The 25,802-nt window shown below is 69.2% G+C and carries 24 protein-coding genes; 13 read left to right on the forward strand and 11 right to left on the reverse strand.

The features are described 5' to 3' along the window. Positions 1-42: 42 nt before the first annotated feature. The 3 genes from dmpG to ACWDUA_RS19430 form a co-directional block, all read right to left on the reverse strand. Positions 43-1,056 carry a 4-hydroxy-2-oxovalerate aldolase gene (gene dmpG, locus ACWDUA_RS19420; RefSeq protein WP_449752644.1) on the reverse strand — a complete coding sequence of 338 codons (1,014 nt, stop codon included), beginning with the start codon at positions 1,054-1,056 and terminating at the stop codon, positions 43-45. After that, positions 1,053-2,018, reverse strand: coding sequence for an acetaldehyde dehydrogenase (acetylating) (locus ACWDUA_RS19425; RefSeq protein ID WP_449752645.1), 966 nt, complete (start codon positions 2,016-2,018; stop codon positions 1,053-1,055). Before ACWDUA_RS19425 ends, dmpG begins: the two co-directional genes overlap by 4 nt. A 129-nt stretch (positions 2,019-2,147) precedes the next feature. Then, positions 2,148-2,972, reverse strand: a complete 825-nt coding sequence (locus ACWDUA_RS19430; protein WP_449752646.1) for a 2-keto-4-pentenoate hydratase — start codon at positions 2,970-2,972, stop codon at positions 2,148-2,150. Positions 2,973-3,041: 69 nt separating this feature from the next. Between ACWDUA_RS19430 and ACWDUA_RS19435 the strand changes: the two genes are divergently transcribed. From ACWDUA_RS19435 to groL, 3 genes are all read left to right on the forward strand, one after another. After that, complete coding sequence (locus ACWDUA_RS19435) at positions 3,042-3,845, forward strand: IclR family transcriptional regulator (RefSeq protein WP_449752647.1); 804 nt, start codon at positions 3,042-3,044, stop codon at positions 3,843-3,845. A gap of 219 nt (positions 3,846-4,064) precedes the next feature. Beyond that, the gene (gene groES, locus ACWDUA_RS19440; RefSeq protein ID WP_006334733.1) at positions 4,065-4,364 is read left to right on the forward strand and encodes a co-chaperone GroES; all 300 of its coding nucleotides are present in this window, start codon (positions 4,065-4,067) and stop codon (positions 4,362-4,364) included. A 117-nt stretch (positions 4,365-4,481) separates the two neighbouring features. After that, a complete protein-coding gene (groL, locus tag ACWDUA_RS19445; protein ID WP_449752648.1) occupies positions 4,482-6,101 on the forward strand; it encodes a chaperonin GroEL in 1,620 nt (539 codons plus the stop codon). A gap of 197 nt (positions 6,102-6,298) precedes the next feature. Here the strand turns inward: groL and ACWDUA_RS19450 are convergent, their stop codons facing one another. Further along, positions 6,299-6,595 carry a WhiB family transcriptional regulator gene (locus ACWDUA_RS19450; RefSeq protein ID WP_449752649.1) on the reverse strand — a complete coding sequence of 99 codons (297 nt, stop codon included), beginning with the start codon at positions 6,593-6,595 and terminating at the stop codon, positions 6,299-6,301. Positions 6,596-7,014: 419 nt separating this feature from the next. Here ACWDUA_RS19450 and ACWDUA_RS19455 point away from each other — a divergent pair, with 419 nt between their 5' ends. The 3 genes from ACWDUA_RS19455 to ACWDUA_RS19465 all read left to right on the forward strand — a co-directional run bounded on the left by ACWDUA_RS19455 (position 7,015) and on the right by ACWDUA_RS19465 (position 9,603). Further along, positions 7,015-7,947 (forward strand): hypothetical protein, encoded by a 933-nt coding sequence (locus tag ACWDUA_RS19455; RefSeq protein WP_449752650.1) that lies wholly within the window; start codon positions 7,015-7,017, stop codon positions 7,945-7,947. A 152-nt stretch (positions 7,948-8,099) separates the two neighbouring features. After that, positions 8,100-8,690, forward strand: coding sequence for a sigma-70 family RNA polymerase sigma factor (locus ACWDUA_RS19460; RefSeq protein WP_449752651.1), 591 nt, complete (start codon positions 8,100-8,102; stop codon positions 8,688-8,690). Continuing rightward, on the forward strand, positions 8,674-9,603 hold the full coding sequence (locus tag ACWDUA_RS19465; protein ID WP_449752652.1) for an anti-sigma-D factor RsdA: 930 nt from the start codon (positions 8,674-8,676) through the stop codon (positions 9,601-9,603). Before ACWDUA_RS19460 ends, ACWDUA_RS19465 begins: the two co-directional genes overlap by 17 nt. Positions 9,604-9,676: 73 nt before the next feature. Here the strand turns inward: ACWDUA_RS19465 and ACWDUA_RS19470 are convergent, their stop codons facing one another. Further along, entirely contained in the window at positions 9,677-10,066 is a 390-nt protein-coding gene (locus ACWDUA_RS19470; RefSeq protein WP_449752653.1) for a DUF5319 domain-containing protein, read from the reverse strand. A 191-nt stretch (positions 10,067-10,257) separates the two neighbouring features. On the opposite strand from ACWDUA_RS19470, the gene guaB reads away from it, so the two are divergent. From guaB to ACWDUA_RS19485, 3 genes are all read left to right on the forward strand, one after another. Further along, the gene (guaB, locus tag ACWDUA_RS19475) at positions 10,258-11,769 is read left to right on the forward strand and encodes an IMP dehydrogenase (RefSeq protein WP_449752654.1); all 1,512 of its coding nucleotides are present in this window, start codon (positions 10,258-10,260) and stop codon (positions 11,767-11,769) included. 96 nt (positions 11,770-11,865) lie between these two features. Further along, positions 11,866-13,008, forward strand: coding sequence for a GuaB3 family IMP dehydrogenase-related protein (locus ACWDUA_RS19480; protein ID WP_449752655.1), 1,143 nt, complete (start codon positions 11,866-11,868; stop codon positions 13,006-13,008). Between the two features lie 104 nt (positions 13,009-13,112). Then, complete coding sequence (locus tag ACWDUA_RS19485) at positions 13,113-14,879, forward strand: GMC family oxidoreductase N-terminal domain-containing protein (protein WP_449752656.1); 1,767 nt, start codon at positions 13,113-13,115, stop codon at positions 14,877-14,879. A 37-nt stretch (positions 14,880-14,916) separates the two neighbouring features. Here the strand turns inward: ACWDUA_RS19485 and ACWDUA_RS19490 are convergent, their stop codons facing one another. Genes ACWDUA_RS19490 through ACWDUA_RS19500 form a run of 3 tightly spaced genes read right to left on the reverse strand, consistent with a single transcriptional unit; the run spans position 14,917 to position 16,889 of the window. Beyond that, positions 14,917-15,519, reverse strand: coding sequence for an energy-coupling factor transporter transmembrane component T family protein (locus tag ACWDUA_RS19490; protein ID WP_449752657.1), 603 nt, complete (start codon positions 15,517-15,519; stop codon positions 14,917-14,919). Next, a complete protein-coding gene (locus tag ACWDUA_RS19495; protein WP_449752658.1) occupies positions 15,516-16,190 on the reverse strand; it encodes an energy-coupling factor ABC transporter ATP-binding protein in 675 nt (224 codons plus the stop codon). Before ACWDUA_RS19495 ends, ACWDUA_RS19490 begins: the two co-directional genes overlap by 4 nt. Positions 16,191-16,226: 36 nt before the next feature. Then, entirely contained in the window at positions 16,227-16,889 is a 663-nt protein-coding gene (locus ACWDUA_RS19500; RefSeq protein ID WP_449752659.1) for a biotin transporter BioY, read from the reverse strand. 78 nt (positions 16,890-16,967) lie between these two features. On the opposite strand from ACWDUA_RS19500, the gene guaA reads away from it, so the two are divergent. Then, positions 16,968-18,557 carry a glutamine-hydrolyzing GMP synthase gene (gene guaA / locus ACWDUA_RS19505; RefSeq protein WP_449752660.1) on the forward strand — a complete coding sequence of 530 codons (1,590 nt, stop codon included), beginning with the start codon at positions 16,968-16,970 and terminating at the stop codon, positions 18,555-18,557. A 24-nt stretch (positions 18,558-18,581) separates the two neighbouring features. On the opposite strand, the gene ACWDUA_RS19510 is transcribed toward guaA, so the two are convergent. Together ACWDUA_RS19510 and ACWDUA_RS19515 are read right to left on the reverse strand one after the other, a co-directional pair. After that, complete coding sequence (locus ACWDUA_RS19510) at positions 18,582-18,818, reverse strand: hypothetical protein (RefSeq protein WP_449752661.1); 237 nt, start codon at positions 18,816-18,818, stop codon at positions 18,582-18,584. Then, positions 18,815-20,302, reverse strand: a complete 1,488-nt coding sequence (locus ACWDUA_RS19515) for a PspC domain-containing protein (RefSeq protein WP_449752662.1) — start codon at positions 20,300-20,302, stop codon at positions 18,815-18,817. The genes ACWDUA_RS19510 and ACWDUA_RS19515 overlap by 4 nt, the downstream gene beginning before the upstream one ends. Before the next feature lie 136 nt (positions 20,303-20,438). Here ACWDUA_RS19515 and ACWDUA_RS19520 point away from each other — a divergent pair, with 136 nt between their 5' ends. After that, positions 20,439-21,743 (forward strand): ATP-binding protein, encoded by a 1,305-nt coding sequence (locus ACWDUA_RS19520; protein ID WP_449752663.1) that lies wholly within the window; start codon positions 20,439-20,441, stop codon positions 21,741-21,743. A gap of 94 nt (positions 21,744-21,837) precedes the next feature. Beyond that, positions 21,838-22,524 carry a LuxR C-terminal-related transcriptional regulator gene (locus tag ACWDUA_RS19525; RefSeq protein ID WP_449752664.1) on the forward strand — a complete coding sequence of 229 codons (687 nt, stop codon included), beginning with the start codon at positions 21,838-21,840 and terminating at the stop codon, positions 22,522-22,524. A 450-nt stretch (positions 22,525-22,974) separates the two neighbouring features. On the opposite strand, the gene ACWDUA_RS19530 is transcribed toward ACWDUA_RS19525, so the two are convergent. Beyond that, positions 22,975-24,264 (reverse strand): protein kinase domain-containing protein, encoded by a 1,290-nt coding sequence (locus ACWDUA_RS19530; RefSeq protein ID WP_449752665.1) that lies wholly within the window; start codon positions 24,262-24,264, stop codon positions 22,975-22,977. 92 nt (positions 24,265-24,356) lie between these two features. Between ACWDUA_RS19530 and ACWDUA_RS19535 the strand changes: the two genes are divergently transcribed. Next, a complete protein-coding gene (locus tag ACWDUA_RS19535) occupies positions 24,357-25,457 on the forward strand; it encodes an Rv2578c family radical SAM protein (RefSeq protein ID WP_449752666.1) in 1,101 nt (366 codons plus the stop codon). Positions 25,458-25,802 lie beyond the last annotated feature (345 nt).

Below are 25,802 nucleotides of genomic sequence, written 5' to 3' on the forward strand. Positions count from 1 at the left end.
TGTCACCATGCCGTGCCCGGGCCGGCGGAGCCCGTACCGGCCTTATGCCTCGGCGGCGGCCAGTCCCAGTGCCACGTCGATGATCATGTCCTCCTGACCACCGACGAGGCGACGCCTACCGCACTCCACCAGGATGTCGCGGACGTCGACATCGTAGGTCTTGGCGGCATTCTCGGCGTGACGCAGGAACGACGAGTACACCCCGGCGTAGCCCAGCGTGAGGGTCTCGCGGTCGACGCGCACCGGGCGGTCCTGCAGCGGCCGGACGATGTCGTCGGCGGCGTCCTGCAGTTTGAACAGGTCGCAGCCGTGCTTCAGATCCGACAGGTCGGCGACGGCGATGAACGGCTCGATCGGGCAGTTGCCCGCACCGGCACCGTGTCCGGCGAGTGAGGCGTCGACGCGGAAGGCGCCGTTCTCCACGGCCACAACCGAATTGGCAACTGCCAGCGACAGGTTCTCGTGGGCGTGGATACCGATCTCGGTCTGCGGGTCGAGGACGTCCCGGTAGGCCCGGACGCGAGCGGCGACGTCGTTCATGGTCAGCCGGCCGCCGGAGTCGGTGACGTAGACGCAGTGTGCGCCATAGGATTCCATCAGCTTGGCCTGCTCGGCCAGCTTCTCCGGCGGGGCCATGTGCGAGAGCATCAGGAAGCCCGACACGTCCATGCCGATCTCGCGGGCCGCGGCGATGTGCTGGGCGGAGATGTCGGCCTCGGTGCAGTGGGTGGCCACACGCACCGACCGCACGCCGAGGTCGTAGGCGCGCTTGAGCTCACCGATGGTGCCGACGCCGGGCAGCAGCAGCGTGGTGAGCCGGGCGGTGGTGAGCACCGACGCGGCGGCCTCGATCCACTTCCAGTCGGTGTGCGAGCCCGGTCCGTAGTTCAGCGACCCGCCGGCGAGGCCGTCGCCGTGGGCCACCTCGATGGCGTCCACGCCGGCGTCGTCGAGGGCGGCGACGATGCGCTTGACGTCCTCGGTCGAGATGCGGTGGCGGACGGCATGCATGCCGTCACGCAGGGTGACGTCCTGGATGAAGATCGGTGTGCTCATGCCTGAATCTCCTTGGTGGCGGCGATCTTCTCGGCCATCTGCACGGCGGCCGAGGTCATGATGTCGAGGTTGCCCGCGAAGGCGGGCAGATAGTCGGCGGCTCCCTCGACCTCGAGAAAGACCGACACCTGGTGGGTGGGCCGGGAGGTACCGGGCACCAGCAGGGTCTCGACCGGCTGGTCGGCCGGGATCTCGCTGATCTGGACCTTCTGCTTGAGGCGGTATCCGGGCACGTAGGCGGCGACGTCGGCGACCATCTTCTCGATGGAGTTCACGATCTCGGCCTTCACCGGGTCGGCGTCGGCCGGCAGGGTGACGAGGGTGAAGACGGTGTCGCGCATGAGCAGCGGCGGCTCGGCCGGGTTCAGGATGATGATCGCGCGACCGCGGGCGGCGCCGCCGACCTGCTCGATGGCCGCCGAGGTGGTCTCGGTGAACTCGTCGATGTTGGCGCGGGTGCCGGGGCCTGCCGAGCGCGAGGCGATCGAGGCGACGATCTCGCCATAGGCGACCGGGACGACCCGCGAGATCGCGGCCACGATCGGGATGGTCGCCTGACCACCGCACGTCACCATGTTCACGTTGGTGGCGTCGATGTGCTCGTCGAGGTTGACCGCGGGGATCACGTACGGCCCGATGGCCGCCGGGGTCAGGTCGATCATCCGCTTGCCGAGCGGGCGCAACGTGGCGTCGTTGGCGGTGTGCGCACCGGCCGAGGTGGCGTCGAAGACGATGCCGATCTCGTCGATCTGCGGCGAGGCGAGCAAACCGTCGACGCCGTCGGCGGTGGCCTCGAAGCCGTACTTCCGGGCGCGGGCGAGACCGTCGGAGGCGGGGTCGATGCCGACCATGACCGCCATCTCCAGGTGGGTGCCGTTACGCATGATCTTCTTCATCAGGTCGGTGCCGATGTTGCCCGACCCGATGATGGCGACCTTGGTCTTCTGACCTGTTGTGGTCATCGGATCTCCTTGCTGTTCTGAGGTTCTCGAAGGTTGTGGTGCGGTGTCGACGGGGTGGGGTGTCGACGGGGTGGGGTGTCGACGGGGAGGGGTGTCGACGAGGTGCGGGGCCGTCGCGTGCCGGCTCGACTACCGGGCGGTGAAGGTGACGGTGCCCAGCGGTGCGACGGTGGCCGAGACGGTGGCGCCGGGGGTGATCGGACGCATCGGACCGAGCGCGCCGGAGAGGATGACCTCGCCGGTCCGCAGCGGCTCACCGAGGTCGCGGACCTGCTCGGCGAGCCAGACGACGGCCTCGATCGGGTCGCCGAGGCAGGCCGCGCCGGTGCCGGTGGACACCTCGGCGTGGTCGATGGACATCGTCATGGTGACCTCGCGGGGCTCGAACTCGGCGAGGGTCTTGTGCTCGGTGCCCAGGACATAGGCGCCGGCCGAGGCGTTGTCGGCGACGGTGTCGCCGAAGCTGATGTCCCAGTCGGCGACGCGGCTGCCGCAGATCTCGATGGCCGCGACACCGTAGGCGATGGCCGCGCGGACGCGGGCGGCATCGATCTCGCCGTCGAGGTCCTCGGCGAGGACGAAGGCCAGTTCGGCCTCGGCGCGGGGCTGCAGCACCGCACCGGCCGCGAGGGTGCCGCCGTCGGTGACGATCATGTCGTCGAACAGCACTCCGAAGTCGGGCTGGTCCACACCGAGCTGGGCCTGCACGGCTTTGGAGGTCAGCCCGATCTTGCGGCCGACGCGGCGGGCGCCACCCGCGAGGCGTTCGGCGACGCCGATCTGCTGGACGGCGTAGGCGGCGCGGATGTCGGCGGTGCCGATCAGTTCGCGGACCGGGGCGACGGGGGTGGCGGACTCCGATGCGGTCCGCAGCCGGGCGGCCGCCTCGGTGATCGCCGCCTCGGTGATCGGTGCGGGGGCGATCGGTGCTGGGGTGGTGACCTGCTCTGTCATGCCTCCACTGTCGCCGCAGGTCGGCGGGTTCTCCTACGAAATCGTTCCACTCAGCGATACGCTGATCAGATGTCGGGTGAGGCCGTGGATCAGGCGGGTGCACGGGGGACCGGGGCCGGTGATCCCGCCGGTGCCGATCTGGGCACCGTGCTGGGCAAGGCGGTCGCGGTGCTCCGGGCGTTCCGGGTGGAGGATCGCGTGCTCCCGCTGGCCGAACTCGTGCGCCGGACCGGGCTGTCCAAGCCGACGGTGCACCGGATCGCCGGTGACCTGGTGACCTACCGTCTGCTCGACAAGGACGAGCGCGGCTACCGGCTCTCGGGTGGGCTCTTCGAGCTGGGGATGCGGGCGTCGGCCGAACGGACCCTGCTCGAGGTGGCGATGCCGTTTCTGCAGGACCTCTATGAACGCACCCGTGAGACGGTGCACCTCGGCGTCCTCGAGGGCGCCGAGGTGGTCTACATCGCCAAGATCGGCGGGCATCGGCAGGCGCGGTCGCCGTCGAGGACCGGCGGACGTATGCCGCTGCACTGCACAGCAATAGGTAAAGTTCTTCTGGCGCATGCCGATCCGGAGCTGCAGCAGCAGGTGCTGGCGGGGCCGCTGAAGCCGTGGACACCGCACACAATCGTCGCGTCGGGACTGCTGAGGCGTCGCCTCGCGACCATTCTCGAGGCGGGGGTCGGGTTCGAGCGCGAGGAGTCCACGCTCGGGCTGCTGTGTGTGGCGGCGCCGGTGCTCGACACCGGAACCGGGGAGGCGGTCGCCGCGATCAGCGTGACGGGTCCGGTCGGACGGTTCCGTCCGGAAGCCCATGTCGCGGCCGTGCGGGCCGCCGCCGCGGGGATCGCCGGGGTGCTGGCGAGGCGGTAGCGGCCGATCCCGTCGACCACCGGCTCGTCTCGCTCGGGGTGATTTCGCCGAAGGCTGATCTTTTGCAGCCGCGAGCCTTGAGTGCTGGCACTCGCATGTATAGAGTGCTAGGAGGCACTGCGAGCAGACCTCGGCACCCGCGACGACGGGGTCTCGTGGCAGAGCCCCGCAGAAACAAGAACATCGTTTTCTCAGATGAGAAAGTAGAGGACTCACATCGTGGCGAGCGTGAACATCAAGCCGCTTGAGGACAAGATCCTGGTGCAGGCCGTCGAGGCCGAGACGACCACCGCGTCGGGTCTGGTCATTCCGGACACTGCCAAGGAGAAGCCGCAGGAAGGCACCGTCATCGCCGTTGGCGAGGGCCGCGTGACCGAGCAGGGCAACCGCGTGCCGGTCGACGTCAAGGAAGGTGACACCGTCATCTACAGCAAGTACGGCGGCACCGAGATCAAGTACGCCGGCGAGGAGTACCTGATCCTGTCGGCGCGCGACGTGCTCGCCGTCATCGGCAAGTAAGGATCGCGAGACCCTCGTGACACTTCCCGCCCCGGCGCCCAGTGGGCACCGGGGCGGAGTCGTCCGTGCGGCCGGTGACCCGGCCGCACGATCAGCCAGCACAGAGAGAAAGCCCTGATGGCAAAACAGATCGAATTCGATGAAAAGGCCCGTCGCGCACTCGAGCGCGGCATCGATCAGCTCGCCGACGCGGTGAAGGTGACCCTCGGGCCGCGCGGCCGGCACGTGGTGCTGGCCAAGGCATTCGGTGGCCCCAGCGTCACCAACGACGGCGTGACCATCGCCCGTGACATCGACCTCGAGGATCCCTTCGAGAACCTCGGCGCACAGCTGGTCAAGTCGGTCGCGACCAAGACCAACGATGTCGCAGGCGACGGCACCACCACCGCCACCGTCCTCGCCCAGGCGATCGTCCGCGCAGGCCTGCGCAACGTCGCCGCGGGTGCCAACCCGATCACGCTCGGCGTCGGCATCGCCAAGGCCGCCGACGCGCTGAGTGAAGAACTGCTGCGTCTGGCCACGCCGGTCACCGGTGAGGTGGGTGTCGCGCAGGTCGCCACCGTGTCCTCGCGCGACGAGGAGGTCGGTGAACTGGTCGGCAAGGCGATGAACACCGTCGGCACCGACGGCGTCGTCACCGTGGAGGAGGGCTCGGGTCTGCTGACCGAGCTCGACATCACCGAGGGCGTCCAGTTCGACAAGGGATACCTGTCGCCGTACTTCGTCACCGACGCCGACGCCCAGGAAGCGGTCCTCGACGATCCGCTGATCCTGCTCTACCGCGACAAGATCAGCTCGCTGCCGGACTTCCTGCCGCTGCTGGAGAAGGTCGTCGGCGCCGGGAAGTCGCTGCTGATCATCGCCGAGGATGTCGAGGGCGAGCCGCTGTCGACCCTGGTGGTCAACTCGATCCGCAAGACCGTCAAGGCCGTCGCGGTCAAGGCGCCGTTCTTCGGTGACCGCCGCAAGGCGTTCCTCGAGGATCTGGCCGTGGTCACCGGCGGCACCGTGATCTCCTCCGACATCGGTGTCTCGCTGAACGCCGCGGACCTCGACCTGCTCGGTTCGGCCCGGCGTGTCACCGTCACCAAGGACGCCACCACGATCGTCGAGGGCGCCGGCACCGCCGAGGCCGTCGCCGATCGCGCCGCCCAGCTGCGGCGGGAGATCGAGAACAGCGACTCCGACTGGGATCGCGAGAAGCTCGCCGAGCGTCTGGCCAAGCTGGCCGGCGGCATCGCCGTGATCCGCGTGGGTGCGGCCACCGAGACCGCGCTCAAGGAGCGCAAGCATCGCGTCGAGGATGCGGTCGCCGCGGCCAAGGCCGCTGTCGAGGAGGGCATCATCCCCGGTGGCGGCTCGGCCATCGTGCAGGCCGCGGCCGTGCTCGACGCCCTCGCCGAGGAGCTTCCCGACGAGGAGGCGCTCGGGGTCAAGGTGGTGCGCGAGGCCGTCAAGGCCCCGCTGTACTGGATCGCCACCAACGCCGGAGTCGACGGCGCCGTCGTCGTACACCGCGTCGCCGGGGCGGAGAAGGGCCATGGCTTCAACGCCGCGACCCTGACCTACGGCGATCTGGTCGCCGAGGGCATCATCGACCCGGTCAAGGTCACCCGCTCCGCGGTGGTCAACGCCGCGTCGGTCGCCCGCATGGTCCTGACCACCGAGACCGCGGTCACCGACAAGCCCGCCGAGGCCGCCGACGACCACGGCCACGGCCACGGTCACGCGCACTGACGTCACACTGATCCGGCCGACGGCGCCCACACGGGCGCTCTGACGCAGACGACTCCGCGGTGGTCACCCCTGAGGGTGGCCACCGCGGAGTCGTCTGCATCGGATCTGCTGCTGTTGTGGTCTCGGATGTCGGGACGGCCGGGTGTTGCCCGCTCCGGTCGCGTCGCCGGTCTCGTCGTGGTGGAGTGTGCGGGTGGCTAGCTGGCGATGCGGCGTCCCATACCGCGCTTCATGAGCATGCTGCGTTCGGACTCGGAGAGTCCGCCCCAGATGCCGTACGGCTCGGCGACGGCCAGGGCGTGCTCACGGCACTGCGCGATGACCGGGCACTGGTGGCACATCTCTTTGGCGCGACGCTCGCGCTGGGCCCGTGCGCGGCCGCGCTCGCCGTCGGGGTGGAAGAACATCGAGGACTCGACACCGCGGCACAAGCCGTGCATCTGCCAGTCCCACACGTCTGCATTGGGGCCGGGGAGGTGGTTGGGCTGGGGCATGTCAGCTTCTCCTTCATCAGGACGAGGAACCGGGGCCGGCTCGTGGCGATGTCCATGCTCAGTCGGTGTCGTGGGGCGTTCCGAACTGCGCAAGCAAAACAGTAGGCGGGCGCCAGAAACAGCGTCAATACCGCCAATTCGGCCGAAATGATGGCAAAGATTCCGGTGTTGTTAACTGGGTGTTAGAGGGTCTCACTGCACTATCACAGTGCCCAGGCGGTGTCGCCCCGGGCTGTCGTTCATCCGGTGAAATAGGTTGTGAACTGGCAATTTCTGCGCGGATGGCGCCCTTCGTGGTACGAATCCGGGATGCGATCGGTTCGTGACCGGGGAAACGCCGGTAACCCGCTGGAAATATATAAGTCACCCGGAGTTGATTTTCTCGTCCGCTTTAACAATTGTGACGGCGAGTTAAATTCATGCTAACTGCTAATTGTTTCGGTGACCTGGGCCACGTTTCTCCCGCGCAGACGGCGTCTTCGGCCTGGCTCGCCGCCGTCGAACGGGGCGGCCGGGGAGAGATCGCCGCGGCGTTGACCGCTCTCGAGGAGCTCGTCGTCGACGCGCGACGCCGTAACGATCCCACGATTCTGTCCCTCGCGCGCAGTACAGCTGGTTCGTTGCTGCGTCAGGCCGGCCGGCACGAGGTGGCGCTGGTGCTCGACGGGGCGGCCTTCGTGGCGGCCGCGGGTTCGGGTGCGGACATGTGCCGGGGTGTGGACATGCGTAGGGGGAGGGACAGGGGTCGAGGGGAGGACAGGGGTCGAGGGGAGGACATGCGCCGGGGGAAGGACACAGACCGGTGGGGTGACGACGAGTGGGGCCGCGCGGCCATGGTGGATGCGCTGGTGAACCTGGCCGCCGACAATCTCGGGCTGGGTCGGTTCTCGGCGTCGGCCAGACTCCTGCGGCGCGCCGGGGCGGAGCTCGCGCCCGAACCCGGCCCCGGGGCGACCGAGCCGTGGGAGACGTCGGCGCGGGGGCGGCTGCGTCACCTCTGGGTCTCCGCCGAGCTCGCGATGTACACCGGTGATCGGGGCGCCGCGCTCGATCGATCGGCGAGGGCGATGGACCTGATGGACCGCCGTGCCGACAGCGGACTGCAACGTCACCGGATCAAGACACTGCTGATCTCGGCGGCCGCCCACGCGGCGTCAGGGGAGATCGAGATCGCCCGGTCCGGCGCAGCCGGATGTCGACGCCGTGCCGCCGCGGCCGGCCTGCTGCCGCTCGAGTGGGCTGCGATGATGCTGGAACGGGGTGTGGGCGACGAGTCCACGGCCCTCGCCGCCGACCAGGCCCGGATCGAGGCGACACTGAGCGCGCGTGGCATGGTTTTCGTCCCGCGCTGACCGGATCGCTAAGGTGTTTGGGGTCCGACGCCGTGTTCGTGAGCCGATTTCGAGCAGCGGTGGGCCCGCGCCGGGGGTGAAGCGGCGTGCCTTTGTCAACCGAGCCGGTGAGACCGGCCGCACAATGCGTAACACGGGGATCACTGCTGACGATGAAATTGACAGGTGTTGAGTTGGACGCCGCAGTCCGGGCTGCCGGACTGGGCGACCGCGACGCGCTCACGTCAGTCCTCGAAAGTGTGCAAGAGCCGATCCTGCGCTACTGCCGGGGGCGGATCGGTGTCGGAGAACGCCATCTGTTCTCTGCGGATGACATTGCACAGGAGGCGTTGATGGCGGTGATGACGGCGCTGCCCCGCTATCAGGATCAGGGCAAGCCGTTCATGGCCTTCGTCTACGGCATCGCCGCACACAAGGTGGCCGACGCGATGCGTGTGGCCGGCCGTGTCAAGGCCGACCCGGTCGACAGTGTCCCCGATGTCTCGACGGTCAACGGTGGGCCAGAGCAGGCGGCGCTGGATTCCGACGGCAGCCGCCGGATGCGGATGCTGCTGTCGGTGCTCCCCGACAAGCAGCGCGAGATCCTCGTGCTCCGTCTGGTCGTCGGGATGTCCGCCGAGGAGACCGCCGACGCGGTCGGGAGCACCCCTGGCGCCGTCCGGGTCGCCCAACACCGAGCACTGGCGAAATTGAAAGACGAACTGAGGAAGGCAGGTGTGCGACGCGATGAGCGACGAGCGTGATCGGGATCGACGTCGACCGATGCCGGGCCCGCAGTCGTCGGGGGCGATGCAGGGTCCGGGATCGGCACATGGCGGTGACGGACAGCCGGATGACGGTCACATCGACCTGAATCAGGTCCACTTCGACGACGCGTTCCTCGACGCATTGTCACACGATCAGCCCACGCCGACCCGCGACGATGCCGAGTACGAGCTCGCCGCGCTCCTGTCCGGGTGGCGCCACGAGGCCATCGCCACACCTGCGCCGCCGATGCCGGGCATCGGCGAGGTGGACCGCGCCCTGGCGGCGCAGCGTCCGGCCAGGCGCGGTGCGTCGGTGGTGCGCACGCTGCGTGTGGTGTCCGGAGCCGCGGCCATCGCGGTGGTCGCCGCCGCCGGGCTCACCGTGGTGAGCGAGGGTGCGGCGCCCGGCGATGCCCTCTGGGGTGTGAAGAAGGTCGTGTTCGCCTCGGCGGCGTCGGAGACGCAGGCGTCGTTCGACGTGCGCGCCGACCTCGAGCAGGCGGAGGCGGCGTTCGCCGCGGGCGACACCGAGAGCGCGCACCAGCTGATCGCGCGGGCCCAGACCAGGCTCGCCCCGGTGCGTGACGACGCGACCCGCGATCAGATGACCGAATGGATCGACCGGCTCAAGACCGAGGAGCCCGGATCGACCACGGCGGCATCGACCGCCTCGTCGGCGGCACCCGGCACGACCGGGCCGGGCGGGACGACCCCGGCACACGGGGGAACCACCGGTGGATCGTCGACGAGTGTCGACGTGCGGGCGCGGACCACCGTGCCGACCACCACCACGCCGCCGGTCGAGACCACGCCGACGCCCACATCGCAGACCCCGACACCGACCAGCGCGACGGTCACCCAGGTGCCGAGCGCGCCGGAGGAGACCACGACCACGACCACACCGTCCTGACCGATGGGTCGTGGACGGCCCGGGGGCGTGAAGCATCACCGCCCGGATCGGGTCGGTGCGAGGCCTGGGCCCGTCAGCGCTCGTGATCGATATGGGCACGCGCGTCGGCGTACCCGCGGCAGTAGTCCCACGTGACGTAGGACTCCGTACACGGGTCGATCGCCGGCTCGTGCGGGCGGACGGTGCCGTCGATCAGCAACTGGAGCAGATTGGCGCGCAACATGTCCCAGTCGTGGTAGTGGTCCTCGTGGCAGTCGTCGCAGACCACGACCAGTCCGCGGATGCCGCGGTGGGCCAGCAGGGCCTCGTAGACGGCGAGGTCGGCGAGATCCTCTTCCACCGCGAGACGCTCGTTCTCGTCGAGCGGGATTCCCGGTTCCACGGAGTCCAGTGCCGCCGCGGGATCGCTCGGATCATCGGCGAACGGATCCGGCGGGAGTCCGGGAGGGAGGTGGTCACGCACACCACCACGGTAGCCGATCTTCGGTGACCTGCGCCGCATCGCATCCACAGTTCGTCTGCCCGCTCCACCGCGTCGCCGGTGCCGTCCACCCACCGATTCGGGGGACGGTCGACGTGAGGCACGTGCGGGGACAGAACGTGACCCACACAATCGCATTCGGTTCCTCGGCAATCGCTCGTTAGGATGGTCAGATGACTCACGTTCGTACTGGTGGTGACGATCCCAACAAGGTTGCAATGCTCGGCCTGACCTTCGACGACGTCCTTCTCCTGCCCTCGGCATCGGACGTGATCCCCGGCGAGGTCGACACCTCCTCTCGCCTCACCAGGGAGATCACCCTCCGGGTGCCGTTGGTGAGCTCGGCGATGGACACCGTCACCGAGGCGCGGATGGCGATCGCCATGGCCCGCGCCGGTGGCATGGGTGTGCTGCACCGCAACCTGTCCATCGAGGACCAGGCCGGTCAGGTCGAGACCGTCAAGCGGTCCGAGGCCGGGATGGTCACCGATCCGGTCACCTGCTCGCCGACAGACACACTCGCCGACGTGGACTCCATGTGTGCCCGCTACCGCATCTCGGGTCTGCCCGTCGTGGACGGCAAGGGCGAGCTCGTCGGCATCATCACCAACCGCGACATGCGGTTCGAGGTCGACCAGGACCGCCCGGTGTCGGAGGTCATGACCAAGGCGCCGCTGATCACCGCCCAGGAGGGCGTGTCCGCCGAGGCCGCGCTCGGACTGCTCCGCCGCAACAAGGTCGAGAAGCTCCCGATCGTCGACGGCAACGGTCGGCTGACCGGTCTGATCACGGTCAAGGACTTCGTCAAGACCGAGCAGCACCCCTACGCCACCAAGGACTCCGACGGCCGCCTGCTGGTCGGTGCCGCGGTCGGTGCCGGTGACGAGGCGTGGTCCCGCGCCATGGCGCTGGCCGATGTGGGCGTCGACGCCCTCGTCGTCGACAGCGCACACGGGCACTCCCGCGGCGTGCTCGAGATGATCGCCAAGCTCAAGGCCGAGATCGGCGACCGCGTGCAGCTCGTCGGGGGCAACGTCGCCACCCGTGAGGGTGCGCAGGCACTCATCGACGCCGGGGTCGACGCCGTCAAGGTGGGCGTCGGACCGGGCTCGATCTGCACCACCCGTGTCGTCGCCGGCGTGGGCGCCCCGCAGATCACCGCGATCCTCGAAGCCGTCGCCGTGTGTCATCAGGCCGGTGTCCCGGTGGTCGCCGACGGCGGTCTGCAGTACTCCGGCGACATCGCCAAGGCACTCGCCGCCGGTGCGTCCACCGCGATGCTCGGCTCGCTGCTGGCCGGTACCGCCGAGGCGCCCGGTGAGCTGATCCTGGTGAACGGCAAGCAGTTCAAGAGCTACCGCGGCATGGGCTCGCTCGGCGCGATGCAAGGCCGTGGACAGGGTAAGTCGTACTCTAAAGACCGCTACTTCCAGGACGACGTCCTCAAAGAGGACAAGCTGGTCCCGGAGGGTATCGAAGGCCGCGTTCCGTTCCGTGGTCCGCTCACCCAGGTGATCCATCAGCTCGTCGGTGGTCTGCGCGCCGCGATGGGCTACACCGGCTCGGCCACCATCACCGACCTGCACCACGCGCGCTTCGTCCAGATCACCGCGGCCGGACTCAAGGAATCGCATCCGCACGACATCACCCTGACCGCCGAGGCGCCGAACTACTATTCACGCTGAATCGGCCGACACGGCAGATCACACACCGTCGGGAGTGGATTCTCGACAGCGTCGGCCCGTCCAGGGCTCCGGCGTGCGTAGCAGAAAGGCGTAACGGTGCGCGACATCGTCGACATCGGAATGGGCCGTACGGCCCGGCAGACGTTCGAGCTCGATGACATCAGTCTCGTCCCTTCCCGGCGGACACGGTCGTCGAAGGATGTGTCGACCGCGTGGCAGATCGACGCGTACCGTTTCGATGCGCCGATCCTCGCCCATCCGACCGATGCGCTGGTGTCGCCGGCGGTGGCCATCGAGCTCGGCCGTCTCGGTGCCCTCGGTGTGATCAACGGCGAGGGCCTGTGGGCGCGCCATCGCGACGTCGAGGACAAGATCGCCGAACTCGTCGAGCTCGCGACCTCCGACCCCGATCCGCAGGCGCCGGTGCGTCGGCTGCAGGAACTGCACGCCGCACCGCTCGACACCGAACTGCTGGCGAAGTCGGTGGCGGCCGTCCGTGACGCCGGGGTCACCACCGCGGTGCGGGTGAGCCCGCAGAACGCCGCCGAGCTGACCCCGGCCCTGTTGAAGGCGGGCGTGGAACTGCTGGTGGTACACGGCACGATCATCTCCGCCGAGCACGTCGCGCAGGGGTCGCAGGAGCCGCTGAACCTCAAGACGTTCATCAGTGAGCTCGACATCCCGGTGATCGCCGGCGGTGTGCACGACCACCGCACCGCGCTGCACCTGATGCGTACCGGCGCAGCCGGCGTGATCGTCGGATACGGATCGACGGCCGGTGCCACCACCACCGGTGAGGTGCTCGGCCTCGGCGTGCCGATGGCGACCGCGATCGCCGACGCCGCCGCCGCACGTCGTGACTACCTCGACGAGACCGGCGGCCGGTACGTCCACGTCATCGCCGACGGCGACATCCACACCTCCGGTGACCTGGCCAAGGCGATCGCCTGCGGCGCCGACGCCGCGGTGCTCGGCACCCCCCTCGCGGCGGCCGCCGAGGCGCCCGGCAAGGGCTGGTACTGGCCGTCGGCGGCGGCCCACCCGGACACACCGCGCGGCGCGCTGCTCGAGGTGGCCCGTCCGGACGGTCGCCCGAGTCTCGAGCAGGTGCTGACCGGCCCGTCCGACGACCCCTACGGCGAGCTGAACCTGGTCGGCGCACTGCGCCGCTCGATGGCCAAGGCCGGCTACTCCGATCTCAAGGAATTCCAGAAGGTCGGACTGACCGTTCGCAGCTGAGAGCGACCGGCGCTGCTCGCGCCGCTCCGCTCGGGCCGGGCGGTGTTCACGATGGGGTGCGGTCGCCGTCACCGTATGTGACAACGAGCGTTAGTATGATCGTCATGGCAGCCCACCCCAGTCGTGAAGCATCTGATCATACGGACTTCGACGTCCTGATCATCGGTTCCGGATTCGGCGGCAGCGTGAGCGCGCTGCGACTCGTCGAGAAGGGATACCGGGTCGGCGTGGTCGAGGCCGGTCGACGCTTCGCCGACGACGACTTCGCCGCCACCAGCTGGCGCTTGAACAAATGGCTGTGGGCGCCCAAGTTGGGACTGTTCGGCATCCAGCGGATCCACGCCCTCAAGGACGTCATGATCCTGGCCGGCGCGGGCGTGGGCGGCGGGTCGCTGAACTACGCCAACACGCTCTACAAGCCGCCCGCCCCGTTCTTCACCGATCCCCAGTGGGCGCACATCACCGACTGGCAGGCCGAACTCGACCCCCACTACGGGCAGGCCCGCCGCATGCTCGGCGTGGTGCAGAACCCGACCTTCACCGAATCCGACCGCGTGATCCGCGACGTCGCCGAGGAGATGGGTGTCGGCGACACCTTCGTCGCCACCCCGGTCGGGGTGTTCTTCGGTGCCCGGACGGGGCTGGCCGGTGCGCCCGGTGAGACCGTCGGCGATCCCTACTTCGGTGGAGCGGGTCCGGATCGCACCGCCTGCACCGAATGTGGCGCCTGCATGACCGGATGTCGGGTCGGTGCCAAGAACACCCTGCTGAAGAACTACCTCGGACTCGCCGAGGCGAACGGCGCCCGGATTCTCGACCGCACCACCGTCGACTCGCTCACCCGGCGGCCCGACGGCAGCTGGGAGGTGGGCACGCGCGGGTCGGCGGCCTGGGGACCGCTCGGGCGGCGTCGGCGCAGTGTCACCGCCGCGCAGGTGATCGTCGCCGCCGGGACCTTCAACACCCAGCGGCTGCTGCACCACGCGAAGGCGTCGACGCTGCCCGCGATCTCCGACGCCATGGGGCGGCTCACCCGCACCAACTCCGAGGCGATCCTGGGTGCCGTTGCCGCGAAATACGATCCGGCACACAACTATTCGCAGGGGGTGGCCATCACGTCGTCGTTCTATCCGGCACCCAACACCCACGTCGAGCCGGTGCGCTACGGCAAGGGCTCCAATGCGATCGCCTTCCTGCAGACGGTGATCACCGACGGCGGCACCCGCCGCAAGCGTCTCGGTCAGGTGCTGGCGCAGCTGTTGCGCAGGCCGTCGACGCTGGTTCGGTTGCTGGTGGTGCGGCGCTGGAGTGAACGCACGGTGATCGCGCTGGTGATGCAGAACAACGACAACTCGCTGACCACCTTCCTGCGCCGGCGTGGACCGCTGCGGTACGTCACCAGCACGCAGGGACACGGTGAACCCAACCCCACCTCGATCCCGGAGGGCAACGACGCGACCCGGCGGATCGCGGCGAAACTCGACGACGGCCTCGCCGGCGGCACCTGGGGTGACGTGTTCAACATGCCGATGACCGCGCACTACCTCGGCGGCTGTGCGATCTCCGACGACCCGGCGAACGGTGTGATCGACCCGTACCACCGGGTGTGGAACTACCCGACCCTGCACGTCACCGACGGCGCGGCGATCTCGGCGAACCTCGGTGTCAACCCGTCGCTGTCGATCTGCGCGCAGGCCGAGCGCGCGATCGCGCTGTGGCCCAACAACGGCGCCGACGACATCCGCCCCGCGCAGGGCGAGCCGTACCGTCGTCTGTCTCCCATCGCCCCGGACGCACCGGTGGTGCCCGCCGACGCCCCGGCGGCCCTGCGACTGACGATCACCCCGGTGGACCACGCGTCGGCATCCTGAGCCGGGACATCCGGAACACGACGTCCGGGGCCGGGTGCTAGTCGAGGCCCCGCGCGATGAGGCTGTCGGCGAATCCGTCGGCGGTGCGCAGGGCACCGACCACGATCGGGGCCACCAGGATGCGTGGTCCAGGGCGGAGCCCGCGGGCACGTCGGGCCTCGTCGACCGCCCGGGCGATCTCCACCATGAGCGGGATCGCCCGGATGGTCAGGGCCAGCGAGATCGCGATCAGGTCCACCCGCACCCCGAACCGGGCGAGCGGTGACAGCGCACGGGTGATGGTGGCGAGCATGTCGGTGACACGCGTGGTGAGCGTGACCACCGCGGCCAGGACCACCGTCAGGGCCAGGATTCCCACCACGATCACCGCGCGATGCCAGCCGGTGAAGATCACCTGGAACACGAAGATGAACAGCAGCATCCAGATCGCCGGGCGCAGCTGACGCCACGCGGCGACCGGTCCGATACCGCCGAGTGCGTAGAGCGCGGCGACCCCCACCGCGGCGATCCCCAGTCCCGGCAGGGTCCGCACGAACAACGAGATGGCCAGCACCGCGACGGCCAGGCCGACCAGTTTGGTCCCGGGGGACAGCCGGTGCAGCACGGTGCTTCCGGGCCGGTAGACGCCGAGTGCGGTCACGACATCATCGCCCGATACGCGGCGAGAGCGGGGCCGGGCAGGTCGTCGACCACCACCCGGCCGTCGTCGATCACGAGTACCCGGTCGAAGTCGTCGACCAGGTCGAGATCGTGGGTGACCACGATGAGTTGTTCGTCGAGACCGGCGAACACCTCCCGCAGCATGCGGCTGTTGCGCAGGTCGAGCAGCGTCGTCGGCTCGTCGGCGACGATGATCCGCGGTTCGGTCACCAGGATCGAGGCGAGCGCCAGGAGCTGCTTCTGCCCGCCGGACAGGCGGGCCGACGGATGGTCGGCGTGGTCGGCGAGACCGAACCGGTCGAGCACCGTGCGGGTGCGTTCGGCCCGTTCGGCGCGGTCGAGATCGGTTCGGGTGAGCGACAGCTCGATGTCCTCGCGCACGGTCGGCATGATGATCTGCCGATCCGGGTCGGAGAACACGAAACCCACCGACCGCCGCACCCGCCGTCTGTGGCGTGCCGCGTCCACGCCGTCGACGACGACGCTGCCCTGGTCCGGGGTGACCAGCGCGTTGATCATTCGGGCGAGGGTCGACTTGCCGCTGCCGTTGGCGCCGACGATGCCGACCCGGCGCTCGGGGAGGGACAACGACACCTCGCGCAGAACGGTCCGGTCCTCGTAGGCGTGTGTGACGTGACGGAACTCGATCACGGCGTCGATACGATCACCGGTGCGTCGCCGATCACGTCAGTCGGCGACGGTGGCGGTACCGCGGCTCCCGGATCGCCACGGGGTGATCAGACCGGGCCAGGCACGGTGCACCTGTGCGGCGACCAGCGCGGCCACCACGGCCTTGATCACGTCACCGATGATGAAGGTGCCGTTGGTGGAGATGGCCGCCCACAGGGTCAGATCGGTGCGGGCCAGAAGGCCGATCACACCACAGGCGTACACCACGACCATGCCGCCGAGCAGGTTGATCAGCGTGCCCCACACGACCCGGTAGCGTGGCATCATCAGGGCGGTCAGCACACCGATCACGATCACGGCGGGCAGGAACCCGATGAAGTATCCGGCGGTGGGCGAGAGCAACGCGGTCTGGCCGTTGCGTCCCCCCGACAGGATCGGCAGGCCGGCGAGTGCGAGCACCATGAAGATGACCACCGCGAGGGTGCCCTTTTTGGGGCCGAGGACCGCGCCGGCGAGCATCACCCCGAGGGTCTGGAACGTGATCGGGACCCCGCTGCTGCCGAGGTTGATCGTTCCGGGCAGGCCCAGGGCGGCGATCAGTGCTGCGAACACCGCCGCCTGGGTGAGGTCGGCGACGCCGAGGGAGAACCGGCCGGAACCGGACTCGGCGGACCCGGTCGATACCGACCTGGCGTTTTCTGGGGAGTCAGAGGTATCCATGGTGGTCAACCAGTATTCCACGCACCCCTGGCGCCGCCGACCGGTAGGTCGGTGGTGGGCAGACATTAGACTCGCCTCGTGACGGATTCTGCAGATGGAGCGATCGAGGGGCCGCGTCCGGTCCTCGTCGTCGATTTCGGCGCACAGTACGCGCAGCTCATCGCGCGCCGCGTGCGCGAGGCCCGCATCTACTCCGAGGTGATCGCGCACGACGCCACCATCGAAGAGTTGGCGGCCCGAAACCCGGTGGCGCTGGTGCTCTCCGGTGGACCGTCGTCGGTGTACGCCGACGACGCACCGGCCATCGACCCGGCGATCCTGGACCTCGGCATCCCGGTGTTCGGCATCTGCTACGGATTCCAGTCGATGGCCAAGGCCCTCGGCGGCGTGGTCGCCAACACCGGTGGCCGCGAGTTCGGACGCACCACCCTGACCGCCGACGGCGCGGGTGTGCTGCATCAGGGTCTGCCCGCCGAGCAGCCGGTGTGGATGAGCCACAACGACGCCGTGCAGGTGGCCCCCGAGGGCTTCGAGGTGGTCGGCTCGACGCCGGGCGCACCGGTCGCCGCATTCGAGAACGTCGAACGCAAGATGGCGGGTGTGCAGTACCACCCGGAGGTGCTGCACTCGCCGCACGGCCAGCAGGTGCTCACCCGCTTCCTGTACGAGATCGCCGGCCTCGAACCCACCTGGACCGCCGCGAACATCGCCGACAGCCTGATCGATCAGGTCGCCGGCCAGATCGGTGACGGACTGGCGATCTGCGGTCTGTCCGGCGGTGTCGACTCCGCGGTCGCGGCGGCGCTGGTGCAACGCGCCATCGGCGATCGGCTGACCTGCGTGTTCGTCGACCACGGTCTGCTGCGTGCCGGTGAGCGTGAGCAGGTGCAACACGAGTTCGTCGGCGCGACCGGCGCCCGGTTGGTCACCGTGGACGCCGCCGACACGTTCCTCTCCGAACTCGCCGGTGTCTCCGACCCGGAGACCAAGCGCAAGATCATCGGCCGCGAGTTCATCCGCTCCTTCGAGGGTGCGGTGTCCGACGTGCTCGGCGACCGCGCCGCCGCCGGTGACAAGGTGGACTTCCTGGTCCAGGGGACCCTGTACCCCGACGTCGTCGAGTCCGGCGGAGGAAGTGGCACCGCGAACATCAAGAGCCATCACAACGTGGGCGGGTTGCCCGATGACCTGGAGTTCACCCTGGTCGAGCCGTTGCGGCTGCTGTTCAAGGACGAGGTCCGCGCGGTCGGACGGGAACTGGGCCTGCCCGAGGAGATCGTCGGACGTCAACCGTTCCCCGGGCCGGGTCTGGCCATCCGCATCGTCGGCGAGGTGACCGCCGACCGTCTCGCGCTGCTGCGCACCGCGGACCAGATCGCGCGGGAGGAACTCACCGCCGCCGGTCTGGACAACCAGATCTGGCAGTGCCCGGTGGTGCTGCTCGCCGACGTCCGCAGCGTCGGTGTGCAGGGCGACGGCCGCACGTACGGCCATCCGATCGTGCTGCGTCCGGTGTCCAGCGAGGACGCGATGACCGCGGACTGGACGCGCATCCCCTATGAGGTGCTCGAGACCATCTCCACCCGCATCACCAACGAGGTGCCCGACGTCAACCGCGTCGTCCTGGATGTGACGAGCAAGCCGCCCGGCACCATCGAATGGGAGTGATCGGTCCCGATTCGGGCGCGATCGTCAGCGGCGCGCCGACCGCGCACCGCTGACGATCAGCACGAGTCCGGCGATCACCCCGATCACCACCGCGACCCAGCCCAGGGTCGCGAGATCGGGAAGGGTGGGACCGTCGGCGAGACCCCAGGCCGCCACGGCCACACCCAGCAGGGCGAACAGCGCGAGGCCGGGTGACCGTCGGGCCACGTCGGTGGTGGTTTCGGTCACGGTGGTCGGGTCCATGGGGTCGGTGCCGTTCATCGCCTGATCTCCACTCGTCCCATTCCGGTGTGCGCGTCGACCGTCAGAACCGGCCCGGCGGTGCCGTCGTTGCCGCCGTCGAGTCCGTCGGGGCAGGAGTAGTCGCCGATCCCGGTACTGCAGTTGGCGCGGACGTTCATGCCGGTGGGGACCTCGATGACGAGTTCGCCGATGCCGTTGCGCAACTGCACCGTTCGGTTCGACGACAGCGTGATGTCACGCAGGTCGAGCGTGCCGGTTCCCATACCGAGTGAATACTCGCCACGGATGTCGTTCTCGCTCAGTGGTTTCCAATTGCGGTCGCCGACACCGCCGGCGGGTATCCCCAGGCCGTGGTCGCTCGGGCTCCAGGTGGTCAGGGTGGTGGAGACCACCACGGCCGCCATCAGTGCGAGCAGCACCGGCACGAGACCCCCCGCGTGACGGCCGGATTCGGTCTTGCGCAGCGCGCCGACCAGCAGTCCGGCGGCCACCACGGCCAGTGCCAGCGACAGGACGTGTGGCACCGAGAACCAGGTGATCCCGGCCCGGTGGCCGGCGATCCCGGCGGCGACGACGATCACCGCGATCCCGGCGACGACGAGCCCCAGCGGGGATCGACGTGGGCGGTTCGGCACGGCCGGCGGCGTGGGCATGCTCGGCTCGGGCAGATCCCACGCGAAGCGGGCCGCCCCCAACGGATCCCACGCGGGTGGGGTGCGGTCGATCGGATCGGTCGGGGTGGTCGGGGTGGCGGTGTCGTCGACCCCGGTCGCGACCGATGGGAGATCGGAATCGGTACCGGCCGGGACCTTCCCGAGATCGACCGTGGCGCGCTGGGCGGTCGGAGTGCGGGACGGATCGGCGGACGAGCCGGTCGCGGTCGATGCGGTCGCATCCAGGTTCGCGGTCGCATCTCGGTTCGGGGTCGTGCCCGTCATCGTGGCCGTGGTGGGGCCCTGCATGGTGGGGCCCTGGGCGGTGCGCATCGCACGCGGGGTCCAGCGCACGAAGTGATCGGCGCCGATCGCGGTGGGTGCCGACGTCGGGACGATGGTCGTGACGCTCGTCCCGGCCGGTGCCTCGGGGGTGCGCAGGTACAGCAGCCACCAGCCGAACAGCATCAGCAGACCGCCGAGCAGGCCGCCCGAACTCCACGGGCCGGACGATCCGATCGAGGTCACCACCACGATGACGACGAGGACCACCAGCAGCAGCTTGACGGGACTTCGGGTTCGGCCGGGATGCCCCCCGCCGACGGGTGTGACCTGTGCGGAGACCCGGGTGACCGACGGAAAGGCGATCCAGCCGGCCAGATACAGGATCAGGCCGCTGCCACCGAACAACGTCGACACCACGAACGCGACCTTCACCAGGGTCGGATCGACCCGGTAGCGGTCGGCGACACCTGCACAGACGCCGGCCACGGTGCGTGGTGCCGACGGTCGCACCGGGCGTGTGGCCCACAGGTTCTCGAGCCGGTTGCGAAACTCTGCACCATCCATGTCACCCATCGTCACGCTCGCCGGCCCCGCCCACATCGGGGGAGCACCCTGAGATCCACCCGGAACGAGCACCGGTACCGGATTCGGGGGTGGACCCTGATGCCCGCGCCCCCGCATACGTGACACCATCGGATTCATGGAAGTGGCGCAGGCGGAGCTGCCGCCGCGGCTGATGCGCCGCAGTGGCGGCCGCGTGATCGGTGGGGTCGCAGGAGGCGTCGCCGACCATCTCGGCGTCGACGCGTTCCGCGTGCGGGTGGTGTTCGTGGTGCTCACCGCCCTCGCCGGCGCCGGGGTGCTGGCCTATGCGCTCCTGTGGTTCTTCTGTCCGCAGGGCTCCGACACCGCACCGCTGCGACCGGGTGAGCGGCGCCAGGCCTGGGGATTGGCGATCCTCGGCCTGATCGCGATGTCGGTGGTCGGGTTCGCCGCCGCCGGCACCCCGGCCGCCTATCTGGTGCCCTTGGTCTTCGTCGCCGTCGGCGCCTCCCTCGTGTGGCGGGAGTTCGACACCTCCGCGCGCGCCCACGCCCGCAGCCCGGTCCTCACCTGGTTGCGGCTCGCGGGTGGTGTGGTGCTGGTGGTGGGCGGGCTGGTGGTGATCGTGCTGGCCGGCAACCGCAACTTCGGTGGTCTGAGCACCACCCTGTTCGCGGTCGGTGTGACCCTGATCGGTGTCGTGCTGTTGACCGTGCCGTTGTGGATGCGGATGTGGCGGGCACTCAACGAAGAACGCGCCGCACGGATCCGTAACGCCGAGCGCGAGGAGATCGCCTCCCACCTGCACGATTCGGTGCTGCAGACCCTCGCCCTGATCCAGAAGAAGGCGGGACGTCCGGAGGAGGTGGCCCGTCTGGCACGCAGTCAGGAGCGCGAACTGCGCAGCTGGCTGTTCGGTGATCCGGCCCAGCAGCGCAGCTCGCTGAGCGCCGCGCTGCGCAGTGTCGGCGCCGAGGTCGAGGACGACTACGGGATCGAGGTGGAGGTGGTCACCGTCGGCGACCTCCGCCCCGACGCCGACACCGACAAGGTGGTGGCGCGGCGCTGGCCTGCCCTGATCGGCGCGACCCGCGAGGCGCTGGTCAATGCGGCCAAGCATTCCGGGGAGCGCAAGGTCGACGTGTACCTCGAGGTGGGTGACGACGAGGTGGAGGTCTACGTCCGTGATCGTGGGGTGGGCTTCGACCCGGACACCGTCGACGGGGACCGCCAGGGGGTGGCGCGCTCGATCCGCGCACGGATCGAGCGGGTCGGCGGACGTGCGACGGTCAAGTCGCAGCCGGGGCGCGGTACCAACGTGGCGATCACGATGCCGCGTGGCGACGGCCGTGCGGTGGGTGACGGGGAACGGGTGCTCGACGGGGACCCGGACCGGGACGACTCCGATTCGGGTCCCGACACGGCAACGGGGACGGACACCGCGCGGGGAAAGGCGTCATGATTACCGGTGGACCCCCCGGAACACGGCGATGGTCGAGGGAACCGATGTGCGATCGACGGGGCGCGACGACATGACGACGGATGAGCGGAGCGAGATGACAACCGAGGAACAGGCCGCGCCGCCCGGTGGGTATCGGGTGTTCCTGGTCGACGACCACGGGGTGTTCCGTTCCGGCGTGCGTGCCGAACTCGCCGGCGAACCCGGGCTGACCATCGCGGGGGAGGCGGGTGCGGTGGCCGAGGCGATAGCCGGGATCACCCGGGTGCGACCGGACGTCGTACTGCTCGACGTACACATGCCCGCCGGTGGTGGGGTGGCGGTGCTGCGTGGCGTCGCCGACGCACTCGGCGACGAGGCGCCGGTGTTCCTGGCGCTCAGCGTGTCCGATGCGGCGGAGGACGTGATCGCCACCATCCGGGCGGGTGCCCGCGGATACGTGACCAAGACGATCGACGGCAAGGAACTCGCCGCCGCGGTGCGGCGGGTGGCCGAGGGCGATGCGGTGTTCAGCCCGCGGCTGGCCGGCTTCGTGCTGGACTCGTTCACCGGTAGGTCGTCGGTGCCCGAACCGCAGCTCGACCCGGAGCTCGACTCGCTGACCCGCCGTGAACTCGAGGTGCTGCGGCTGCTCGCACGCGGATACACCTACCGCGAGATCGCCGAGGAACTGTTCATCTCGATCAAGACCGTCGAGACCCATGCGTCGAATGTGCTGCGCAAGACCCAACAGTCCAACCGCAATGCCCTGACCCGATGGGCAGCCACGCGTCACATCGGTTGAGCCACAACCAGGCCGACCGGATTGGACGCGGCGCCGTCCGTGAGGTCGGTGCGGACGGGCAACCGCAAGCTCGGCGGCGGCGGCGGTCTCGTCTCGTCGCTTCGCTCCTCGTCGGCTCGACCATCAACGGCCAGGTGCTGGTTGATCCGGGACCGAGCATCGCGAGGGCCCGTGTCGAAACCCGGCGAGACGAGTACGTGCGCAACGACTTCCGAAGTGCTCACCTACCGAGCTCGGCCGACTGGGGTTTCGACACGTCTCGTCGCTTCGCTCCTCGTCGGCTCGACCATCAACAGCTGGTTGCTGATTGAGCCGGGACCGAGCATCGCGAGGACCCGTGTCGAAATCTCCGCAGCTTGCGTTGGGTGGTGCCCGCTTCCGAGGTGGATGCGGTGGCGAGGTCGGCGGCGGAGGTTTCGGGACCGGTCCACGTCGGGTCGATCGGGGTGTTCAGCCGGTGAGGGCGATAACGAGGACGATCACCGCGGCGAGCACCAGGAAGAACAGGAACACCGCCCCGGCGAGGACTGCGGGCGAGGTGCCCGACTGCGTTCCGGGCGGCGGGATGTGCGACGGCATGGCGCTCGGCGTACTTCCCGGATACGAACCGTACGGTCCGGGGTTCTGGGGTCCGGGATTCTGGGGTCCGGGATTCTGGGGTCCGGGGGTATGGGGCCCGGCGGCGGACAGGGGCAGCGGAGGCGTCCGGGGCGCCGGGGTGGCGGTGCGCGTGTGGTCGAACTGGCCGGGTACCGCTCCTGCATATCCGCCGGAGGCGGCGTATCCACCGGACGGCAGCCCCGAGCGAGGGGCCAGCGTGGACGGCCCGACCACCGGCCGGGCCACCATGCTGGTGAGGACCTGCTCGGTGGTGCCGTGCTCGCCCGCGGCGATCCGGGCGAGCTCGTCGCGCGCCTGTGCCATGCTGATCCGGCGTCGAGGACTCGGTTCGAGCATGCGCAGGATCACCGGTTCGAGGGCGCCGGCCCGCGTCATCGGATTGATCTGGGCGCGGGCCACCCGGTGCAGCATCACCAGCGAATTGTCGTCGACGCCGAACGGCGGCTGCCCCTCGACCATCGTGTAAACCGTCGCCCCGAGCGAGTAGACGTCCGACTCCTCGGCCGGCTCGTCGCCGCGGGCCACCTCGGGGGCGAAATAGGCGGGGGTGCCGGTGATCAGTCCGGTCTGGGTGATCGTGACATCGTCCTTGGCGCGAGAGATGCCGAAGTCGGTGATCTTGACCAGGCCGGCGTTGCGTCCCGCCCCGGCGATGAGGATGTTGCCGGGTTTGATGTCGCGGTGGATGATCCCGGCGGCATGCGCCTCGGTCATCGCGTCGGCCACCTGGGCGCCGATCTTCGCGGCCTCGGTGACGTCGATCGTGGCGGTCGCGTGCAGGATCTGGGCGACGCTGCGCGACGGAAGGTACTCCATGACCAGCCACGGTTCACCGCCGTCGAGTGCGACGTCGTGCATCGCGATCGCATTGCGATGGCTGAGCCGGGCGGCGATCCGCCCCTCGCGCATCGCGCGTTTGCGCACGTTCTCGGCGGATTCTTCGGACAACCCCTCGGTGGAGAGCACCTGCTTGACCGCGACCTCGCGGTCGAGGAGCTGGTCGCGGGCCAGCCACACGGTGCCCATCCCGCCGCCGCCGATCCGGGAGAGCAGGCGATAGCGACCGGCGACCAGATAATGCGGACCGGGGGTCCGGTGGGGGTCGGTCTCGCTGGTCATACCGGAGATGATAGCCGGGCGCGCCGGGCGGACCGGTCTACGTGGGACCTCACACGCTTGACATCTCCTCGCACGCGTGTTCGACTTTCGGCATGCGATGGTCCGAACAGGTGATCGAAGCCGACGATGGTGCCCTGCCGGGTCTCGGTCGGGCCGGGTTGGTGCGCTCGGTGCAGGCCCCCGAGTTCGAGGGCATCACCTTCCACGAGGTGTTGGCCAAGAGTGTGCTCAACCATGTACCCGAGGGCTCCGGGCTGCCGTTCACCTACACCGTCAACACCTTTCGCGGATGTACCCATGCCTGCCGGTACTGCTTCGCCCGGCCCACCCACGAGTACCTCGATCTCGACGCCGGACGTGACTTCGACAGTCAGGTGGTGGTGAAGCTCAACGTGGCGGCCGTGTTGCGCAAGGAGCTGCGACGCCGGTCCTGGCATCGGGAACCGGTGGCACTCGGCACCAACACCGATCCGTACCAGCGGGCAGAGGGGCGATATCGCCTGATGCCGGGGGTGATCTCGGCGCTCACCGAGGCCGCCACCCCGTTCTCGATCCTCACCAAGGGCACCCTGCTGCGTCGGGACCTGCCGCTGCTGCGGCAGGCCGCCGGTCAGGTACCGGTGCGGTTGAGCGTGTCGTTGGCATTCATCGACACCGAACTGCAGAAACAGATCGAACCCGGCACGCCGTCACCGGCCGCGCGGCTGCAGTTGATCGCCGACATCGCCGACGCCGGATTCGCACCGCATGTGATGCTGGCGCCGGTGATCCCGTATCTCACCGACTCCACCGCGCATCTCGACGAACTCCTCGGATCGATCGCTGCGGCCGGTGCGACCGGGGTGACGGCCTTCCCGCTGCATCTGCGGGGGGCCACCAAGCCGTGGTTCCTGAGCTGGCTCGCCGAGCATCATCCCGCGCTGGTCCGGCGCTATCGCGACCTCTACGGCCGAGGTGCCTATGTCACCCCGGAATACTCCTCCCGATTGCGGGAACGACTGCAGCCGTTGGTGTTCGGTCATGGGCTGGCATCACGGACCGATCGCCTCGACGACGAACGCGCCGGTGCTGCCGCCGGAAATGCGGGGCGTGCACCAGTGCCGGGCGGGCGTGCGGGACCCGCCGGGGTCGGATCAGGCGGGGTGGGACTCGTGGCCGCCCCGGCCCAACAGCAGGTGCTGACCCTGTTCTGAATCCTGCCCGACTCGTATCGGGCCCGGAACTGCGGCGCTGTCGGATTGTGGTTACCGTGGTGCGACTGTCGTGGTCGCGTTTGCGAGGTCGCTTGCGGAGATCTCGACACGTCTTGTCGCTGCGCTCCTCGTCGGCTCGATCGTCGTGGGGTTCGCCTCTGCGCTTCTCGTCGGCTCGATCGTCGTGGGGTGTTGTCGGGGTCGGTTGTCGTGGTTGCGTTTGCGAGGTCGCTTGCGGAGATTTCGACACGTCTTGTCGCTGCGCTCCTCGTCGGCTCGATCGTCGTGGGGTTCGCCTCTGCGCTTCTCGTCGGCTCGATCGTCGTGGGGTGTTGTCGGGTACGT

Source organism: Gordonia sp. NPDC003376, assembly GCF_053589235.1.

What these genes read in the sequence shown, in the direction of transcription:
- ACWDUA_RS19450 (WP_449752649.1), bottom strand. Translation starts at nt 6,595, where the DNA reads ATGCCCCAGCCCAACCACCTCCCCGGCCCCAATGCAGACGTGTGGGAC.
- ACWDUA_RS19425 (WP_449752645.1), bottom strand. Translation starts at nt 2,018, where the DNA reads ATGACCACAACAGGTCAGAAGACCAAGGTCGCCATCATCGGGTCGGGC.
- ACWDUA_RS19500 (WP_449752659.1), bottom strand. Translation starts at nt 16,889, where the DNA reads ATGGATACCTCTGACTCCCCAGAAAACGCCAGGTCGGTATCGACCGGG.
- ACWDUA_RS19485 (WP_449752656.1), top strand. Translation starts at nt 13,113, where the DNA reads ATGGCAGCCCACCCCAGTCGTGAAGCATCTGATCATACGGACTTCGAC.
- ACWDUA_RS19535 (WP_449752666.1), top strand. Translation starts at nt 24,357, where the DNA reads ATGCGATGGTCCGAACAGGTGATCGAAGCCGACGATGGTGCCCTGCCG.
- ACWDUA_RS19525 (WP_449752664.1), top strand. Translation starts at nt 21,838, where the DNA reads ATGACAACCGAGGAACAGGCCGCGCCGCCCGGTGGGTATCGGGTGTTC.
- ACWDUA_RS19520 (WP_449752663.1), top strand. Translation starts at nt 20,439, where the DNA reads ATGGAAGTGGCGCAGGCGGAGCTGCCGCCGCGGCTGATGCGCCGCAGT.
- ACWDUA_RS19430 (WP_449752646.1), bottom strand. Translation starts at nt 2,972, where the DNA reads ATGACAGAGCAGGTCACCACCCCAGCACCGATCGCCCCCGCACCGATC.
- ACWDUA_RS19510 (WP_449752661.1), bottom strand. Translation starts at nt 18,818, where the DNA reads ATGAACGGCACCGACCCCATGGACCCGACCACCGTGACCGAAACCACC.
- guaB (WP_449752654.1), top strand. Translation starts at nt 10,258, where the DNA reads ATGACTCACGTTCGTACTGGTGGTGACGATCCCAACAAGGTTGCAATG.
- ACWDUA_RS19460 (WP_449752651.1), top strand. Translation starts at nt 8,100, where the DNA reads ATGAAATTGACAGGTGTTGAGTTGGACGCCGCAGTCCGGGCTGCCGGA.
- ACWDUA_RS19455 (WP_449752650.1), top strand. Translation starts at nt 7,015, where the DNA reads ATGCTAACTGCTAATTGTTTCGGTGACCTGGGCCACGTTTCTCCCGCG.
- ACWDUA_RS19435 (WP_449752647.1), top strand. Translation starts at nt 3,042, where the DNA reads ATGTCGGGTGAGGCCGTGGATCAGGCGGGTGCACGGGGGACCGGGGCC.
- ACWDUA_RS19465 (WP_449752652.1), top strand. Translation starts at nt 8,674, where the DNA reads ATGAGCGACGAGCGTGATCGGGATCGACGTCGACCGATGCCGGGCCCG.
- dmpG (WP_449752644.1), bottom strand. Translation starts at nt 1,056, where the DNA reads ATGAGCACACCGATCTTCATCCAGGACGTCACCCTGCGTGACGGCATG.
- ACWDUA_RS19530 (WP_449752665.1), bottom strand. Translation starts at nt 24,264, where the DNA reads ATGACCAGCGAGACCGACCCCCACCGGACCCCCGGTCCGCATTATCTG.
- ACWDUA_RS19515 (WP_449752662.1), bottom strand. Translation starts at nt 20,302, where the DNA reads ATGGATGGTGCAGAGTTTCGCAACCGGCTCGAGAACCTGTGGGCCACA.
- groL (WP_449752648.1), top strand. Translation starts at nt 4,482, where the DNA reads ATGGCAAAACAGATCGAATTCGATGAAAAGGCCCGTCGCGCACTCGAG.